The 16,806-nt window shown below is 63.5% G+C and carries 12 protein-coding genes; 4 read left to right on the forward strand and 8 right to left on the reverse strand.

Going from position 1 to position 16,806, the window contains the following annotated elements; all coding sequences use genetic code 11:
* Window positions 1–2: 2 nt before the first annotated feature.
* Window positions 3–1,184 (reverse strand): thiolase family protein, encoded by a 1,182-nt coding sequence (locus B0E55_RS06140; RefSeq protein WP_007731825.1) that lies wholly within the window; start codon window positions 1,182–1,184, stop codon window positions 3–5.
* A 90-nt stretch (window positions 1,185–1,274) separates the two neighbouring features.
* Complete coding sequence (locus B0E55_RS06145; protein WP_080909288.1) at window positions 1,275–2,696, reverse strand: amino acid permease; 1,422 nt, start codon at window positions 2,694–2,696, stop codon at window positions 1,275–1,277.
* Between the two features lie 171 nt (window positions 2,697–2,867).
* Between B0E55_RS06145 and B0E55_RS06150 the strand changes: the two genes are divergently transcribed.
* Window positions 2,868–4,361 (forward strand): PucR family transcriptional regulator, encoded by a 1,494-nt coding sequence (locus tag B0E55_RS06150; RefSeq protein ID WP_019746400.1) that lies wholly within the window; start codon window positions 2,868–2,870, stop codon window positions 4,359–4,361.
* A gap of 102 nt (window positions 4,362–4,463) precedes the next feature.
* On the opposite strand, the gene B0E55_RS06155 is transcribed toward B0E55_RS06150, so the two are convergent.
* Complete coding sequence (locus B0E55_RS06155) at window positions 4,464–6,026, reverse strand: SpoIID/LytB domain-containing protein (protein WP_080909289.1); 1,563 nt, start codon at window positions 6,024–6,026, stop codon at window positions 4,464–4,466.
* A 331-nt stretch (window positions 6,027–6,357) separates the two neighbouring features.
* Here B0E55_RS06155 and B0E55_RS06160 point away from each other — a divergent pair, with 331 nt between their 5' ends.
* Entirely contained in the window at window positions 6,358–8,379 is a 2,022-nt protein-coding gene (locus tag B0E55_RS06160; RefSeq protein ID WP_080909290.1) for an N-acetylmuramoyl-L-alanine amidase, read from the forward strand.
* A gap of 37 nt (window positions 8,380–8,416) precedes the next feature.
* Here B0E55_RS06160 and B0E55_RS06165 read toward each other — a convergent pair whose 3' ends face one another.
* The gene (locus B0E55_RS06165) at window positions 8,417–9,238 is read right to left on the reverse strand and encodes a Cof-type HAD-IIB family hydrolase (RefSeq protein ID WP_024488043.1); all 822 of its coding nucleotides are present in this window, start codon (window positions 9,236–9,238) and stop codon (window positions 8,417–8,419) included.
* 268 nt (window positions 9,239–9,506) lie between these two features.
* Here B0E55_RS06165 and B0E55_RS06170 point away from each other — a divergent pair, with 268 nt between their 5' ends.
* On the forward strand, window positions 9,507–10,181 hold the full coding sequence (locus B0E55_RS06170) for an Ltp family lipoprotein (protein WP_080909291.1): 675 nt from the start codon (window positions 9,507–9,509) through the stop codon (window positions 10,179–10,181).
* A 25-nt stretch (window positions 10,182–10,206) separates the two neighbouring features.
* Here B0E55_RS06170 and B0E55_RS06175 read toward each other — a convergent pair whose 3' ends face one another.
* Together B0E55_RS06175 and B0E55_RS06180 are read right to left on the reverse strand one after the other, a co-directional pair.
* Entirely contained in the window at window positions 10,207–10,941 is a 735-nt protein-coding gene (locus B0E55_RS06175; RefSeq protein WP_029254200.1) for a lysophospholipid acyltransferase family protein, read from the reverse strand.
* Between the two features lie 3 nt (window positions 10,942–10,944).
* Complete coding sequence (locus B0E55_RS06180; protein WP_020905757.1) at window positions 10,945–11,700, reverse strand: lysophospholipid acyltransferase family protein; 756 nt, start codon at window positions 11,698–11,700, stop codon at window positions 10,945–10,947.
* 93 nt (window positions 11,701–11,793) lie between these two features.
* Between B0E55_RS06180 and B0E55_RS06185 the strand changes: the two genes are divergently transcribed.
* A complete protein-coding gene (locus B0E55_RS06185; RefSeq protein ID WP_080909292.1) occupies window positions 11,794–12,633 on the forward strand; it encodes a hypothetical protein in 840 nt (279 codons plus the stop codon).
* A gap of 10 nt (window positions 12,634–12,643) precedes the next feature.
* Here B0E55_RS06185 and B0E55_RS06190 read toward each other — a convergent pair whose 3' ends face one another.
* Window positions 12,644–15,835 (reverse strand): beta strand repeat-containing protein, encoded by a 3,192-nt coding sequence (locus B0E55_RS06190; protein WP_080909422.1) that lies wholly within the window; start codon window positions 15,833–15,835, stop codon window positions 12,644–12,646.
* Between the two features lie 251 nt (window positions 15,836–16,086).
* The coding region (locus tag B0E55_RS06195) for an Ig-like domain-containing protein (protein WP_133053406.1) at window positions 16,087–16,806 on the reverse strand (720 nt) is incomplete at its 5' end.

Genomic DNA, 16,806 nt, shown 5'->3' on the forward strand with positions numbered 1-16,806 from the left:
GATCAGACCCGCTTCAGCAGGGCAGCGAGTGCCTGACCGCCGCCGATGCACATGGTGACGATGCCGAATTCGAGGTCGCGACGGACCATGTCGCGGGCGGCGCGCAGGGTCAGGATGGCTCCGGTGGCGCCGACCGGGTGGCCGAGGGCGATTGCTCCGCCGTACGGGTTGGTCTTTTCCGGATCCAGGCCACTGTCGCGGATGACGGCGATGGCCTGCGAAGCAAAGGCCTCGTTGACCTCGGCGGTGCCGATGTCGGACGGCTTCAATCCTGTTTGCGCAAAAAGCTTTTCGAGAGCGAGCACGGGAGCGTAGCCCATCAGGCCGGGCTCCATGGCTGCCGTCGTGACGGTTTCGAGCGTGACGAGTCCGGTGAGGCCGCGCTTGGCTGCCTCGGTGCCTGTAGCGAGGACGAGTGCGCCGGCGCCGTCGTTGATGCCCGACGCGTTACCGGCGGTGACGGATCCGCCCTCTTCGAATGCAGGGCGCAGCTTGGCGAGGGTTTCGACAGTGGTTCCGGGCTTGGGGTGCTCGTCTTCGGTGACGGTGACGGAGCGCCGACCACCGGTCTCGACGGGAGTGATCTCCTCGGCGAATGCTGCCTTGGCTGCGTCGGTAGCAGCGCGGCGCTGAGATTCCACGGCGAACTCGTCCTGCTGCTCGCGGCTGACGCCGTACTTGCGGGCGACGGCTTCGGCGGTGCGGCCCATATGAGCCTTGCTGAACGGGTCGGTGAGCATGGCGACGGTGCCGTCGACGAGGCTGCGATCGCCGAGCTTGTAGCCCGAGCGGGCGGCGAAATCGTAGAACGGCATGCGGGACATGCTCTCGTCGCCGCCGGCGAGGGTGATGGCAGCTGCGCCCCAGCGCATCTGCATCGCCGCAGACCACACGGCCTGCAGGCCGCTGCCACAGAGGCGGTTGACGGTGTAGGCGGGAACGTTCTCGGGCAGTCCAGCGGCGATGCCCACGCGGCGTGCGTTGTAGGCGTCGGGGCCGACCTGGCCGATGCAGCCCATGACGACCTCGTCGATGTCTTCGGGTGCAACGCCGGCGCGGCTCAGCGCGGCCTTGGCTGCTGCGGCACCCAGCTCGTGTGCGGGTACGTCCTTGAAGACGCCGCCGAAGCTACCGACGGGGGTCCTGGCCCCGTCGACGATGACGATCGGTTCGGGTGTGGTCATGATTGTCCCCATCTGCTGTGCTCACGTCGATTTCTCTGTCCGTGGCCGATACTAGGACATCTAAGTATCTCGCAGATGGGGACGTTGGTGTCAGGGTGTGGGAGCGCTCTCGGACACGGGTACAACCTCGGCGTCGGCGCCTTCGGCGTCCTCGGTCTCTTTGTGGTTCCGGTATCGGTAGAGCCCGATGCCCACGAGGATCGCTGCGAGCCCCATGGACACGATCATCTGACTGCGCGTCGAGTCCAGGGTGAGCATGCCGATGCAGAGCGCGATGATGGCGGCGATCGTCGCGTAGGTCAGGTACGGGAAGAACCACATCTTGAGTTCCAGCTCCTGGCCCGAAGCTTCGAGCTTGCGGCGGGTGCGCAGCTGGGACACCGAGATGACGAGCCAGACGAACAGAGCGATCGCACCGGAGGAGTTGACCAGGAACAGGAAGACCTTGTCCGGGGAGAGGTAGTTCATGCCGACGGTCAGGAAGCCGACGATCGTCGAGACCAGGACAGCGCGCATCGGGACGCCGGTCTTCTCGATACGTGAGAGCGACTTGGGGGCGTCGCCGCGGCCGGCGAGAGAGAAGATCATGCGGCTCGCGGTGTAGAGACCGGAGTTGAGGCAGGACAGAACCGACGTGAGGACGACGACGTCCATGATGTTGCCCGCGGCCGGAATGCCGTAGGAGTCCATGACGGCGACGTACGGGCTGAGCGCGACCGATGCGCTGTCCCAGGGAAGCAGGGTGACGACCACCGCGATCGAGCCGATGTAGAAGATGAGAATTCGCCAGACGACGGACTTGACGGCAGCGCGAACAGCTTCGAGCGGGTTGGCCGATTCACCGGCGGCGATGGTGGCGATTTCAGCGCCGAAGAACGAGAACACGACCACAAGGACTGCGGCGAGCATGGCTCCTGTTCCGTTCGGCAGGAAACCGCCGTGACCGGTCAGGTTGGTCATTCCCGGTGCTTCGACGCCGGGCATCCATCCGCAGATCGCCACGATGCCCATGCCGAGGAACGCGATGATGGCGACGACCTTGATGGAAGCGAACCAGAACTCGAACTCGCCGAACGACTTGACCGAGATGATGTTGGTCAGCGTCAGCACGATCATCAGAATCAGAGCCCAGGTCCACTGGGGAACGCCGGGAACCCAACGATTCATGATGAGGGCACCGGCGGTGGCCTCGATGCCCAGCACGATGATCCAGAACCACGCGTACAGCCAGCCGATCGAGAAGCCCGCCCAGCGGCCGATGGCCTTGTCGGCGTACGACGAGAACGAGCCGGTTTCCGGCGACGCTGCCGACATCTCGCCGAGCATGCGCATCACGAGGATGACGACTACGCCGGCCAACGCGTAGGAAACCAGGACACCCGGTCCCGTCTCCTGGATCGCCACACCGGAGCCGACGAACAGTCCGGCGCCGATGACGCCCGCGATCGCAATCATCGACAGATGCCGCTTCTTCAGCGTGTGCTGAAGTGCCGGCTGGTCTGTACTGGACATCAGTACTCCTTGTGGGCTGTTCGGGAGGGTGGATCTCGGTGACGCTCTTCTGGAGCGCATTTTCGATAGCGCCAGTGTCGGACCTTCGGCAAGCTCGCGTCAGGCTCCACTTTGTACAAACGTGACCGCAGGCACTACAAAGTGGCGAGCCGGAGGTGTCAGACTGGACCCATGCCCATCACGCTCCGCCAGCTTTGTGCGACCGAACAGTTCGGCCTTCGCGTCCTGGCGGGGCACGATCAGCTCGATCGCACCCTGACCTGGGCACATGTCTCCGAACTTCCCGACCCGACGCCCTTCCTCGACGGCGGCGAACTACTACTCATCACCGGGGTGTCGCTACCGACGACGGCCGCGGAAACGACCCGTTTCGTACGCACCCTGGTGGCGGCCGGAATTGCCGGAATCGGTTTCGGAACCGGCCTCGGATACGAGCAGGCGCCGCAGACTCTGGTGGATGCGGCCACCCGTTTCAGTGTGCCCCTACTCGACGTCCCATTGCGAACACCTTTCATCGCCCTGACCAAAGCGGTGTCGAAGGCGCAATCCGACGACGACATGAAAGCGCTGCGCAGCAACTACCAGAGCCTGCGGCGACTGCTTCAAGCTGCAGTGACGGTCAACGGCACCCGGGCAGTCGTACGACGGGTGGCGGAATTGATCGGCGGATGGGCGGCCCTGCTGGACTCGGCCGGCCATACCGTCGAGATCTCACACACCGCTGCTGCCGCAGGAATCGAGCGAACGGCTCCCGAGCGCGACGCCCGCCCGATGGAAGTCAGTTTCCTCACGAGTGAGAACGAGGACGTCATCTCGCACCCTTTGATGACGTCGAGGGGAAAGCTGATGGGGTATCTCGTCGCCGGCTGCCCCGGCGCCGTCGGCTCTCTGAATCAGGGCATCGTCATCGCCGCCGCGTCTCTGCTCACGTTGATGACGGCTCGAACCCGAGATGCGCAGTTGACGATGAACCACTTGCGTACCGTGGCGATGCATCAGCTGTTCGAAGGACAGAATGCGCTCGCCCGCAACATCTCCGGGGAACTGTGGGGAGGATTTCCGGTCGAACCTTTCCAGGTCTTCCACGTAGCGGGCCCGAGTGGCCTGCTCGAGAGCGTGTCCGTCTCACTGCTCGACGGCCTCAGCCGCGATCTGGCGTTCGGCATCACCGACGGAGCGTTGATCGCCGTCGTCTCGGCTACCGACAGCGGGCGAATCCTCGCCCGTGTCAACGAAATCGACGTAACCGTCGGCGTGTCGGACATGCTGTGGTGGGACGATCTCTCGCGCGCCAGACGCCAAGCCGCGCAGGCAGCAGCCGAGGCCGGCGCCCGCAACCTGCCTTCGATGCGGTTCGCCGAACTCTCGGAGAGCGGATTGTCCGCGTTTCTCGATCAGGATCGCTCGACGGCATTCGCGGCGGCACACTTGCGCCCGCTTCTGGAAGCGAAGGGCGGTAGCGATCTCTACCGAACCTTGGCCATGTGGTTGGCACACAACGGTGTGGGCGACGCCGCAGCCACAGCGCTGAATATTCATCGGCATACGTTGCGCAGCAGACTCGCTCGGATCGAGAGCCTTCTCCAACTGGACCTCGGCTCCCCCACGGAACGTGCGGAGTTGTGGCTCGAGTACCGCTTGCTCGGCGACGCTCCGACCATCTGACCGACAACCAATGAGCCCTGAACGACCTGAAGGGCCTCCGCCGGGTTACGGCAGAGACCCTTCAGAGTCGATACGTGCGAGTCGCTACCGACCGACCTTCCCCTAGCTTCCGCCCGTCGGTATCCACTCGCGGAGCACGTTGGCATCAACTACCTGCGCACCCAAAACCTTTGTCCAGATGATGGTTCCGTTTTCGTAGACACGGAAAGTGCCTGCTTCGGAGGGCAACTGCATCTCCGGGCCGGCAGGAGCACCGAGAGAGCCGCTTTCACCGCCGAGCTCCCGATACTTCTTCTCGATCTGCGTCTCCGTAACCGTACCCGATGGATCGCCGGATGGCGAATTAGATTCCGGCACTGTCGATTCCGAATCCGGTGCCACTACCACACCAGCGCCGTCGCCGACGGTAAACCAGTCCGATTTCAGGCCGAGTTTCTGACGGAACTGCATTCCGGTGGCGCCAACAGTTGCATCTGTTCCGACCACCTCGACTGCCGTCACTCGCCCGCCGTCGGTACCGAATCCGTTGCGCGAGAGAATCTTGAGCGATTGCAGCTCGCCCACATCGAAGGCGTCCGCAATCTCACCCGCGGTCAGATTCACTGTCCAGTCGTGATTGGGCGAAAGGGCGTCACCGAGATCCTCGACGGCCGGGAATTCACCGCCGGAGCTGTAACCTCCTGTGGACGAAGAGAATTCGGTGGCAACGATCTTGCCGTCACGCGACAGAACGGCGCCGGCGGTGGACCGAACGGCTTCAGTGGTCCGGGGATCTTCCTTGCCAGCTCCGCCGTAGACCTGGCAGTCCTGAGTGTCGCACGTGTCGGCGTACGAGCTGCGATGCTCGGTAGCAGCGTACGAGCGCGCCGCCACGGCTTGCGCCCGTAGTGCTTCGGCCCCACCGGAATCGGCCCATTCGGCTTTCGCCTCGACCGGCACCACGCCGAGCAGGTAGTCCTCCATGTCGAGGAGATTGACCGTCCGAGCCGAGCCGTTGTCGAGCACTACGCCGAGGGCGCCGCGATAGGGCGCGTCGTTGTTGCACAGCTTCAGGAACTGGTCGGCGGGTCGATCGGGACTGAGATCCACAGGATCCACCCACGGATGCTCGGTGACCGCTTCCCAGACAACCCCGCCACCACACCCGCTGGTGACAACCACCTGCGCACCGCCACCGGGCAGTGCAGTGAGATGGGCAGCCTCGCCCGGCGCGGTGCGCTGACCGTTGACCACGAGGCCGGGGTCGGAGTAGACGTCGAGCGTCGAGTTGTCCTGGGCTGTGAGCCGCACACTCATCTGGGCGGGCGGCAAGGAGTCCAGGACGGTTCCGCCGTAGTAGTGACTGAGGATTCGCTCGCCGGACCAGCCGTCGTTCTTGGCGTAGCCGTAAGCGCCCCACTGCCCCATTCCGCGGCCGTGTCCGTTGCCATGACCGGAGAGCGTGAATTGTGTATCGGCGGCGACGGCGTGCAGGATCGACGGCTCGTCAGCGCGGATTTGCGTGAAACCTCCGATCGCGACGCCGAGCGCAAGAGCCGGAACGAGACCGAGTACCGAGACCCGCATCAGCGAGGTTCGCCTCCCGGGTCCGCCCACCAGAAAGCGACCTGCGCGACCGGACACAGGCTTCTTACCTGCAGTTCCGCTTCTTCCGCTTCTCGCCATCAATGCTCTCCTCATCGCTACCGGCCTCACGAGTCCGCGAAGTCGGTACTTCGCGCGCAGGCCAGTCCACAACGATTTAACTAAAGTCTCACCCTAAGGTTGAGCGTTATGGACTTTTGTGACTAGTGTGGCAAGAGTGTTTGGAGTTAGCAACACCAGTCACACGAGTCACATCAGCATCACGAGTTGCAGACGTACGCGTCCGAAAACTGGAGTTCAACCCCAGAACATGGCATCCGACCTGCTCGGATCCGGTTTTGAAGGATTCCGTTCACGGCCGTCATCGGCCCTGAAGTTCGCTCGCAAGTAACTACAACCGAGGAGTAATCCCTTGCCACACCGTCGACCGAAGCCCTCGCTCGTACTCGGGGCTGTAGCCGCAGTGGCTGTCGCAAGTCCTTTTGCGGTCTACGGCTTCACGAGCACTACGTCCGATGTACGTTCCGCGAACGAAACGACGTCAGTAGCAGTGCCGACCCAGATCGCAGAGGTGCTCCTCGCGTCGGTGCCCGACATCATCATTCCGGTCAAGGAGCTGACCGGTCTCGATCTCCCCGACATCAACCTGGGCGATCTCAGAAACCTCAAGCTCCCGACCGAAATCCCGCTACCTCCAGGGATCACGTTGCCGACCGAGCTCTTCCCGGCACCCGCTGCTCCCGGGGCCCCGACCGAAACCGCTCCGGTTCCCTCCGAGGAAGAGCCAGGTGCCGTGGTCAAGGAAGTCACCCGCGACACTCCGTTCAGCATGGTCGCGTTGACCTCGGACACGCTCGCCTCGGCGCAGTCCAAGGTCCGCGCCCTGGCCGAGGACGGCACCTGGGGTCCGTGGTTCACCCCTGACGCCATCGACTCCGCCAGTTCGGATCAGGCCACCAACGCCGGTACCGCCACCGAACCTGTCTTCGTCGGCGCCACCAAGTCCATCCAGATCCTCACCCCGCAGGGTGTCGCTGCCCCCGCGGCCGAAGCTGTGCCGGCTCCGGAAGCCGCACCCGCACCTGTCGAAGCACCTGCTGAAGCGCCTGTGCCTGCCGAAGCGCCGGCCGAAGCGCCGGCCGAAGCACCTGTGCCTGCGGAAGCACCCGCAGCCACCGGCGAACTCGGGTACACCCCGGCTTCGGTGTCCAAGCCGCTTCGCCAGGCGACGACGGCAGCAGATGCCGTTACCGCAGTGTTGATCGATCCGGGTACCAGCGACGCGGACAGCAATCTGCAGGCAGTCGCGGCACCGCTCGGCGGCAGTGGACCCTCCGTCATCACCCGCGCACAGTGGGGAGCCGACGAGTCACTTCGCTGCGACTCCCCCACATACGACGACTTCACCGGTGGAGCAACCGTTCACCACACCGCGGGCAGCAACAACTACACCAAGGAAGAATCGGCCGGCATCGTCCGCTCTATCTACGCCTACCACGCACGGACTCTCGGCTGGTGCGACGTCGGATACAACGTCCTCGTCGACAAGTACGGTCAGACCTTCGAAGGCCGCGCAGGCGGACTCGACAAAGCAGTTCAGGGCGCGCACGCCGGCGGCTTCAACGAGAACACCACCGGTATCGCGATGATGGGTGACTACTCCACCGTCGAGCCTTCGCAGGCGACGCTCAATGCCGTCGGCAAGTTCCTCGGTTGGAAGCTCGGCCTGGCCGGCCTCGACCCGAAGGGTCGAACGACGATGTACTCCGAGGGCACGGAGTTCACTCCGTACCCGCAGGGCGCAGCAGTGGATCTGCCGATCATCTTCGCCCACCGCGACGTCGGAAACACGGCTTGCCCTGGTGATGCCGCATACGCACACATGAACGACATCCGGAACATCGCGGCCGCGAATATCGGGGGATCGTTGAACCCGTCGAACCCCTCCAATCCGTCGACGCCTGCGCCCAAGCCGACCACTCCGGTCGACACGGTCACCGGTGGCACCGGATCGTCGATCCCGGATCTGGTCACCCAGATTCTGAAGATCACCGACAATTCACCGCTCGCGCAGAAGTGGATCGCCGAAGGTGGTGACCTCGGACGCCTCGGCCAGGCGCTGTCCGGAATCCTGCAGGCGAAGCTCGGCAACCAGGGTGCGTTGTTCCAGAACGGCGCTGTCTACACCTCACCCAACGGCGGAGTGTTCACCGTGCTCGGCGAGATCTTCAAGTCGTGGCAGAGCTTCGGTTCCGACGCGGGTGAACTCGGATTGCCGATCTCGGACGAATACTCGATCCCGGACGGCCTGCGCAGCGACTTCGAGAACGGTTCGCTGATCTTCAACCAGATCACCGGCATGGTCACGAAGGTCCTCAAGACCTACAACGAGACCTTTGCCCAGGAAATGGCCAACAGCGCGCCTGTCGGCTGACACTCGAGCAGTACACGTCCTCGGGCGCTGGTGGGTTCTACGACCACCAGCGCTCGAGGACTTTTGCGACCCCGTGCGCCGAATTGGTGTCGGTGACCTCGTCGGCTGCGGCTTTGGCTTCGGGGTGAGCGTTGCCCATGGCAACGCCGAGGCGTGCCATCCCCAGCATCGGGATGTCGTTGGGCATGTCCCCGAAGGCAACCAGACCCGACAGGTCGAAGCCGAACCTTTCAGCGGCGGCAACCAGGCCGGACGCCTTCGTGATTCCCGGCGCCGAGAGTTCGATCAGTCCGTTCTCGGTGGAGTACGTCATGTCGGCGAGCGCACCGACGTGCGGGGCGAGCGTGTCGTACATCGCCGTGCTGGTCATGCCTGGACGGCGAATCAGGAGTTTGACGGCCGGCGCCGCAAGCACTTCGTCCTCGGACATCTCGGTGTTGTCCGGGTTGAGCCAGGCGTGTTCGTAATCTGGTGAGCTGACGAACTGTGGGGTGGCGGCGTCGTGTGCGCTCTCCCCCACCCGTTCCGCGGCCAATCCCGACCCGGGAAGTGCAACCAGAGCCAACTCGGAGAGTTCGGTGAGTGCGTCGACCGACAAGGTCGCGGCGCTGAGGACGCGGTCGGCGTAGCTGTCGTAGACAACGGCTCCATTGGCGCAGACGGCGAGTGGCGCGTATCCCAAACCTTCGACGACTGGCGAAATCCATCGCGGAGGACGCCCGGTTGCCAGCAGGAACGGCGTGCCGGATTCGACGACGGCATGCACGGCGGCGCGGGTGCGGGCACTGACCAACTCGTCGTGATCGATGAGGGTGCCGTCGACATCGGTCGCAACCAAGGTTGGGCGGTCAGGGCTGATACGACGGTCTGGGCTCACACCGCCATTGTGCCTGCCCGGTACGACGGTCTCGCTCAGCGCGCCCGCTTCGCGCGTCCTCACCGGAGATCGCGAACCCCGAGAGATTCCCGCAAATCACATTTCAGTCCGACCGGTCTGGTATCTATTGCGGGAGAACCAGACATTCGGCCTTACCTGGGTACCGCTGCCCTGCTCCTTCGGCGCACCTGACTCAGGGTCCTTTCGTCCTCGAACCCGAGACGATCAACCTTCTCAAGGAGAACACCCCATGTCCGTGCCACCCGATCTGCCGCCGCCTTACGGGGGCTCACAGCCTCCATTCCAGATTCCGCCACAACCGCAACCTGAGACCAAGAAGTCGAAGAAGTGGCCGTGGATTGCGGGTGCAGTCGTCGCGTTGCTCGTCGTCGCAGGCATTCTCGGCGGACGAGACAAGGACGACGCAAAAACCACCAGCGCTGCACCGAGCTCGAGCGCCTTACAGGCCACTACCAGTGCCGTTACGTCGCGCGCCTCTGTCGCACCGATCGTCAGTTCGCCGACCGCTGCTCCTGCCCCGCCATCCAGCAAGGTGGCGGAGCCCACGACGACCACGTACCAGGCGCCCGCACCTGTGGTCACTCCGACAGTTGCGCCTGCCCCGGCCAGGCCGCAGGTCAGCTCCGGTCAGCGCAACGCCGTCCGATCCGCCCAGCAGTACATCGACATGACTGCCTTCTCCCGCAGCGGACTGATCGAACAGCTCGAGTACGAAGGTTTCTCCACGGAGGATGCGACGTACGCAGTAGACAATTTGAACGCCGATTGGAACAAGCAGGCTGCGCTGAGTGCCGAGCAGTACCTCGAGATGACGTCGTTCTCCAGGTCAGGACTGATCGAACAGCTCGAGTACGAGGGCTTCACGAGTGCGCAGGCCGAGTACGGAGCCAACGCTGTGTACTGACCGCATCAGCGCAAGCGCCGTCTATTCAGCGCGCCCGCTTCGCGCGCTCCTGGGCATCCATGGCCGCGGCTTCCGCCGGCGTCGGCGCGCCACCGCCGAGTCGGCGAGGCACCCAGTACGCCCCGGGCTCGTGCACGAACCCGTCCTGAACGTGGCGCAGGATTGCATCCATCTCGATGCGCAGGATCTCGCTGAGCGCTTCGGCGGGTTCGACCGGATCGATCGGTGCGCCCACCTCCACCGAGATCGGGAAATGATTGCGGCCCAGATTTTTCGGTCCGCCCTTGGTGACGATCCGCTGGGCGCCCCAGACGATCAGCGGAATTATCGGCACGCCGGCGTCGATGGCCATCCGAGCTGCTCCGGATTTCATTTCCTTGATCTCGAAGCTCCGACTGATCGTCGCTTCCGGGTAGACGCCCACCAATTCGCCACGCTCGAGGGCGTCGACTCCGGCTCGATACGCCTGCGCTCCGGCGGAGCGGTCCACTTCGATGACGCCGCATCCACGCATAAGGAAGCCGAGGACCTTGTTGTCCGCCAGCTCAGCCTTGGCCATCACTCTGAGCTTGCGTTTCGCGGTGCCGACCGCCAGGGCCGCCGGTATGAAATCGAGGTAACTCGTGTGGTTGATCGCGATGACGGCACCGCCGGACACCGGGACGTGTTCCGTCCCGGTGCGGGTGACTTTCACGCCCTGGAAACCGCTCAGACCACGCGCGACTACCTCGACGGCGGTGTAAACGGGTTCGAAGGACATGGGTCAGCCTTCGGACTTCCGCGCCTCACGTGCTTTGGCTTTCGCCTCGGCCTCGTCGGCATCCATCTTGTCGGCCTGCTCGAGCGTCGGCGCGCTGCCACCGAGGCGGGCCGGTACCCAGTACTCGCCGGCGGGATGGTCGTAGTCCTTCTGCAGATCGAGTAGCAACTCCTGCATCGTCGACCGCAGCTTCGCCGTCAGCTCACTCGCCGGCTCGAAAGGTGCAATCGGCTCGCCGACGGCAATCGAGATGGGAGTGTTGGTGCGGCCCAACCGCTTCGGATAACCCTTCGTCCACACGCGCTGAGCGCCCCAGATGACGACGGGAACGATCGGTACGCCCGCCTCGATTGCCATCCGGGCGGCTCCGGACTTGAATTCCTTGATCTCGAAGCTCCGACTGATCGTCGCTTCGGGGTACACGCCCACCAATTCACCGCGCTTCAGGAAATCTACGGCCGCCTTGTAGGAGTCGGCGCCCGCGCCGCGGTCGACCGGGATGTGCTTGAGGGCCCGCATGATCGGTCCGGAGATCTTGTTGTCGAAGACCTCCTTCTTCGCCATGAACCGGATGTAGCGCTTGGGGGTCCGCGCCGGCAGTCCCGCATACGTGAAGTCCATGTATCCGGTGTGGTTGATCGCGATCACGGCGCCACCGGACGCCGGGATGTTCTGCTCTCCCTTGACGGAGAACTTCAGGCCCTCGAAAGCGAAGACGGTACGGGCGATGCCGATGACTGTTCTGTAAACGGGATCCACAGTTCGCTAGCGTAGACGGGAATCCGTGATCTGACCCGCAGCAGTTATGGGGTGGATGTTGGTCAGAATGTCGCAAAAGGGGCGTAAGAACGAATGAAGTCGGCAGGACGAGCGGCAGTGGGGGCAGTCGCACTCGCCATGACGTTGGCGATAACCGCATGTGAGGACGACGGACGGACAGGAATCCTGACGGACGAACCGTCTCCGCCTACGACGGAAACCACGACGACAACCACTCTCGCGCCCACGACCACCACTGCGCCCGCCGCGCCGGTCGCGCCACCTCCGGTTGGTGACGTGCCCGGTAATCCGGCTGCTGCGCCGGCCTTGGCGGCCTGGGCAACGGACCTGGTGTCTTTGGACGTCGACGCGCTCACGAACGCATGCTGGACGATGCCGCCCACAACAATTGCCGACCGATACTCGGATGTGCCCGCCATCTTGACGGCCATCGCCGCACCAGGCGTCGACGGCCAGTACGCGGTCACCTGGAGTGGAGACGGACTCTCCGTCGCCGCCAAGCGCTCGGAGATCGCTTCCGGCTATGCGTGCCCGTTCGTCTTCCCTGCGGGGCAATCAAACTTCTACACCGCGGCCGACGCTTCCCACGCCGTCGTCCGGTTTCTCTCACGCGCCACGGGACGGCCGGTCAATACCCGCGACGTCGAGACGTTCTATCCACTGATCTGCCCCGGCAACAGCCCGTGGGATCCCGACGGCACCGGCGCCACCGGCCAGCCGCCACTCAAGCTCGATCCGAATCAGCTGGCCGGTATCAAGTCTTTCGACGCCGACGCTGCAACAGTCACTCCGGTTCGCGGCGACTACGTCCGTGTCACCCTGCCCGTCAGCGACGGAACCGGTAACTCACGGTCGATGCAGTTCACCCTGTCGATCGGCCCCGAGGGATACTGCCTCGGGGCCGCGACCTGAACCGCTTCGGTCAGGAACCGAAGGGAAGGAAATCGCTCGAGCCAGCGCTGCCTGAACCGAGGCTGCCCGTGCCACCACCGGTTGCAGCCTTGATCTGAATTGCGTGGGCCGCCGAGGTGGAGCCTGTGAATCCGGCTGCGCCGCTGTAGATTGCCGAAATCGAATGCGCGCCGGTTGTGGTGAAGGTGTGGTTCAGCGCCGCGATCCCGTTGACCACTGGCACAGCGTCACCGATCGGGGTGTCCCCATCCATGAACTGCACCGTTCCACCATTCTGCACCGAACTGACAGTCGCCGACAGGGTCACCGACTTGTTCACCACACCATCGGCAGGCACCGTCACCACAGTCTCCGTGGTGACATCCGAAGGCGCAGGGTCCGTCACATTCACCGTCCGCGCCTGGGCCGAGGACCCGACTACACCGGCTCCTCCCGAGTAAACCGCCGTGATGCTGTGCGCACCCGCAGAGGTAAACGTATGCGACAGACCAGCAGCGCCGGCCGTAACCGGTTCAGGACCGCCGATCGCGACGCCACCGTCGTAGAACTGCACGGTTCCGACGCCGACAGCGTCATCCGACGACGTTCGGACTGTTGCCCACAAGTCGGTCCCCACACCAGTTTTGGCATCGGTGGGGATATTCAGTTCGACGACGGATTCCTGGTCGGCAACACTCACCTGAACTGACTTCGCACTCGCAACCGAGTTCTTGAATCCGGAACCAGCGGTGAAGTCCGCGGTAATGCTCTGAGCACCAGCAGCATCGAAGATGTGCGAGAGCGTCGCGGTCCCACCGGAAACTGTCACCGGTGAACCAATGGCCGTGCCGTTCGACTTGAACTGCACCGTGCCCACAGCATTGTTCGGAGCAACCGTCGCAGTCAGATCAACCGCCGCACCCGTAGTTGCCGTAGCAGGAACCGAGAGCGACGTCGTGGTCTCGACATCGACCGGAGCCGGATCCGAAACGGTCACCGTCTGAGCCGACGCCGACGAACTCACAAAGCCAGCACCGGCAGTGAAGTCAGCCGTAACACTCTGAGTGCCAGCAGCATCGAACGAATGCGAGAGCGTCGCGGTCCCACCGGAAACTGTCACCGGTGAACCAATGGCCGTGCCGTTCGACTTGAACTGCACCGTGCCCACAGCGTTGTTCGGAGCCACGGTCGCCGTCAGATCAACAGCCGCACCCGTAGTTGCCGTAGCGGGAACCGAGAGCGACGTCGTGGTCTCGACATCGATGGGAGCCGGATCCGAAACGGTCACCGTCTGGGCCGATGCCGAGGAGCTGACGAAGCCTGCACCGGCGGTGAAGTCAGCCGTAATGCTCTGAGCGCCAGCAGCATCGAACGAATGCGAGAGCGTCGCAGTCCCACCGGACACCGTGACCGGGGAACCGATCGCCGTGCCGTTCGACTTGAACTGCACCGTACCGACAGCGTTGTTCGGAGCCACGGTCGCAGTCAGATCAACCGCCGCACCCGTGATTGCCGTAGCGGGAACCGAGAGCGACGTCGTCGTCTCCACATCGATGGGAGCCGGATCGGACACCGTCACCGTCTGGGCCGATGCCGAGGAGCTGACGAAGCCTGCACCGGCGGTGAAGTCAGCCGTAATGCTCTGAGCGCCAGCAGCATCGAACGAATGCGAGAGCGTCGCAGTCCCACCGGAAACTGTCACCGGTGAACCAATGGCCGTGCCGTTCGACTTGAACTGCACCGTGCCCACCGCATTGTTCGGAGCAACCGTCGCAGTCAGATCAACCGCGCTGCCCGTGATCGCAGCAGCCGGAACTTGAAGCGTTGTAGTCGTACTCAGCGCGGAGCTCGAGATCTCGATGGTCTGAGCTTGCGCGGTCGAACCACCAAAACCGGCAGTGCCTGAGTAGACCGCAGTGATCGAGTGCGATCCCGTCGTAGTGAACGTGTGATCCAGGGTCGCTCCGCCGGCAGTCACCGCGATCGGTCCGCCGATGTCTGTGCCACCGTCCTTGAACTGGACCGTTCCGCCGTCAGTTGCCGGAGAGATGTTTGCGGTCAGCGCGACCGAGGTCTGCTCGACGGCGCTGCTCGGAACTGTCAGCGCCGTGGTCGTCTGTACATCGGCAGCAGCCACGCTCACTGTGCGCGCAGGTGACGTTGAGGTCAAGAACTCGAGAACTCCGTCGTACACAGCGGTGATGGAGTGATCTCCCGCCGCGGTGAATGTATGTGGCAGTGTGGCAACGCCATTGACGACGGCCACCGGGGCGCTGATGTCAGTCCCGCCATCCTTGAACTGAACGGTGCCGCCTGTCGGCGCCGGGGAGACCTGCGCAATCAAATCCGTCGATTGACCGATCGTTGCCGACGCGCCGGACGTCACTGCGGTCGTGGTCGCCACCTGCGAGACGACGTTGACGGTGGCCAATGCCTGACCACCCGCATTCAATCCCGCGCTGCGTGAGTCATGCGGAGAGCAGTTGTACCTCTCCCAGTATGCGACGGTGAAGACGTCCTTCTCGCGCTGCAAGAAGGTGAAGGCATTTTTCGGAGAATCAAAGGATCCCGAATTGCCATCCGTCACCCTTAACTTCGGCTGCACAGTGCTACCCGCACCACCCGCAATCACCGTCACATCGATCGCCGGCAACCGGAAAGTCTTTCCAGCCTCCGCGCCGATTCCGCCATCATCGTTCTTACTTGTACTCGGACCGTTTCCACCACCGCCATTGGAGTCAGCAGTCTGATTGTTCCCCGAAATACGCAAGTGAGTGCCCGCAGCATCCGGCGAACCACCGTCGTTGATTCGAATTACCGAGGGCGCCGCACCCGACAAATTCGACGACGTACCCGCCACTACCTGAGCATCGACCAACGACACCCCCGCAGGAATGTCGAAGTCGTACTTCATCCGTGTCCACCTGATCGCCGAACGCCCCGCATGACCACTCGTGGGAACAGTCATCGCACCTGGCTGGACTCGGTAGGTGAACGTCGACCCCGCCGCGACCTTCTCCGGAGCCGAGATGGTCACGCCCGTGGAGTGGAATTCGTCGGAGATGCTGCCCAAGCCAGGGTGCTCGTAACCATCGCAACCCAGCTTGAACCCGATCGTGTTCTCCACCGCGGGAGATGACGTCGGAGCAGCCGAAGCAACACCACCTGCCACCAGCACGCCACCGACCAACGCTGCCACCACAACCGCGGAACTTCTTCTCACCAACACGAACTCTCCTCAGCTAGCAACAGACGTGGATCGGGAACCGCACGGAAGGAGGTCACTCGAACAGAGCGGAAATCAGAATGGAGCTGGACGCTCGTACAGTACCCGTCGAAAGTAGTACTTGTATCAGTTATTTCAGACAAATATTCACGAATTGCCGATAGTTCTGCTAACGACCAATCATCGATTCGCGAAGAGCGATGCCCCTTGCACCCGTCGGACGCAAGGGGCATCACATCATCGGAGAATCAGGACCCGAACGGCAGCGACAACGATCCGAGCGAACCGAAGTCACCGCCCCCGTTACCGACGTCCACAACCGATGCAGTCGACGTGGAACCCGTGACGCCCTGGGCTCCGCTGTAGACCGCGGTGATCGAATGGTTGCCGGTCGTGGTGAAGGTGTGGCTCAACACAGCCTGCCCACCGACAACATCGACGGCCGTTCCGATCGGAGTCGTTCCATCGAAGAACTGGACGGTTCCCGACGTCGCGCCGGAAGAACTGACCACAGCCTTCAGCTGCACCGACGTGCCGACCTTTGCCGAAGACGGAGCCGTCAACGACGTAGAGCTTTCGACATCCGACGGGGTCGGAACCGTGACATTGACGTCGACGGATTCCGCGGTGGACGACGTGAACACGCCGGAGCCACTGAATACAGCCGAGACTACAAAGTTGCCTTCTGCTCCGAACACGTGCGGCAGCTTGGCAACTCCGTCAACAACCGCAACCGGGGCACCCTGATCGACTCCACCGATCTTGAACTGAACCGTTCCGCCGGACGGCACCAGGGCGTCCGAGGGATCTTCGGACACTGTCGCGAAGAGATCAACAGGCAGTCCGACCTTGGCTTCACCCTGAACGCTCAGAACCGTCTTCGTCGCCTTGTCGACCGGAGCCGGATCGGACACCGTCACCGTCTGAGCGGACGCCGAGGAGCTGACGAACCCTGCACCGGCGGTGAA

The organism is Rhodococcus sp. 66b (genome assembly GCF_002076325.1).
Taxonomy (GTDB): Bacteria; Actinomycetota; Actinomycetes; order Mycobacteriales; family Mycobacteriaceae; genus Rhodococcus_F; species Rhodococcus_F erythropolis.